The 1593-nt window shown below is 66.9% G+C and carries 1 protein-coding gene; it reads right to left on the bottom strand.

Going from position 1 to position 1593, the window contains the following annotated elements; translation table 11 throughout:
- Positions 1 to 236: 236 nt before the first annotated feature.
- Positions 237 to 602: a DUF4145 domain-containing protein gene (locus AB0D48_RS37395; RefSeq protein ID WP_362407826.1), complete on the bottom strand. Its 366-nt coding sequence runs from the start codon at positions 600 to 602 to the stop codon at positions 237 to 239.
- Positions 603 to 1593: the final 991 nt, after the last annotated feature.

Raw genomic sequence — 1593 nt, 5'->3', positions numbered from 1 at the left:
CACTCGCTACGACAAAACCCGCGAGTCCTACCAGGCAGCCGTCACCATCGCATCCCTGTTCCTCTGGCTAAAGCCCCTTTGAAGACACTGCCTAGGGGCAGCCACCGTCTGGTACGCGCGCCGGATCCACCAGCGCCGCCACCCCCGACGTGAGGAGGCCCGCGAGCGCAGCGAGTAAGCCGACCGGGGCCCGGACATCCAGTCCGGTCCCCTCGGCGTACGGCACGTCAGTGGCCCTACGGCGTGCCCTGCTTGGCGCTGGCGCGACGCGCTGCCCGCTGCTGCGCCATCCTTGCTCGCTGCGCGGGCTGGACGTAGAGGACGAGAACCGCTTCGAGGATCAGCTCGGCGATGTCCGCGATTTCCTCAGCCGAGTACGCGAGCGCGTCGTGCGCGGAGTCGTTGCCCACGAACCGAGCCTCGTGGAAGGCGTCCACGACGTCCTGGGGAACGCCTACCCCTGACAGAGCCAGGATGCGCTGCGCGAGGTTGTTGCCTGTGGCACCCCTTTCCTTCACGATTTGCTCCACGGTCGCGCGGTAGCCGATCCCAGCGAGACGGTGCGCCCCGGCCGCTTCGGCAAGCGCAGCTTCGGCGAACACCTCGCGGACGATCGCAGGGGCCTCGGGAGCAAGTTCGCGCGGCGTTCGTGAGCGCGGCTTGTGCCTCGGCCGTCGAGCGGCCGCGGGCCTTTCGCCTCGCGCCGCAGGTCGACGGAGATCGTGACGTCGTCGACCATGGTGACATCGGCCCGCAGGGGTACGTCGTATGCCCTGGCGACTTCGAAGGCGTTCCTCACGGCGATGCGGTCGGAGCTGTAGCCGGCGTTGACCAAGCGGCGGATGGCGGCGTAGGCGGTGTGGGACTTGCCGGACCACGAGGGTCCCAGCAGCAGGAGCCGCGCGGCGGCCTGGTTCCTCGGCGCAGCTGCTACCGCGCTCACGCCAGTCCTGCACTGGCGGGCCCTGCCCACCGGAGACGGCCCCACCTTCGGCGCCGTCCAGCCGCACCCAAGCGAGCCGATGCCCGTACAGCGCGTCGACAGCCAGCTGCGATCTCTCGCTTTGGTGTCAGTGCGCGACCTGTGGATCTCTCACCAGATGACAGTGAACACACACCAACCACAGAACCCCACCCTGACCTGCAAGGGTCTTCCCTCGGGTTCAGCTGGCCCATCTCATTGCGATCGCGTCCAGCTGTGCGATGCGTTCACTGGTCAGCGATGTCGATGTCTTCCTGACCCGGCAGTTCGCGATGAAGGCGCCGAGCTTGATCGGGCGTTCTCCGAATGCGTCCGTGACGCGGATTCGCGTGGCCTTGACGGGGCGCCGTTCAGGGGCGCTCGCCGTAGCGGGTTCAGGATGCGCCGCGTGGGAGTTAGCTCCGTAAGCTGCGATCTCTCGGTTTCGTGTCAGTGGGACGAGTGGCAGTGGCGCATCTGGTCGGGGCTGGACTCAGGCGAGCCTCTGACCAGGCACGGAACGAAAATTCGCGAGAACTTGAAGTTCCCCCGCATACGTGGACACTCGTTTCTTACGCTGCGAGGGTGTGGTCTTGTTCGTGCCGCTGCCGTGTCTCGAGTGGGGTGAGATA

The sequence above is a fragment of the Streptomyces sp. NPDC048269 genome (genome assembly GCF_040652395.1).
Lineage (GTDB): Bacteria > Actinomycetota > Actinomycetes > Streptomycetales > Streptomycetaceae > Streptomyces.
This window is presented reverse-complemented; position numbering and strand designations above follow the sequence as displayed.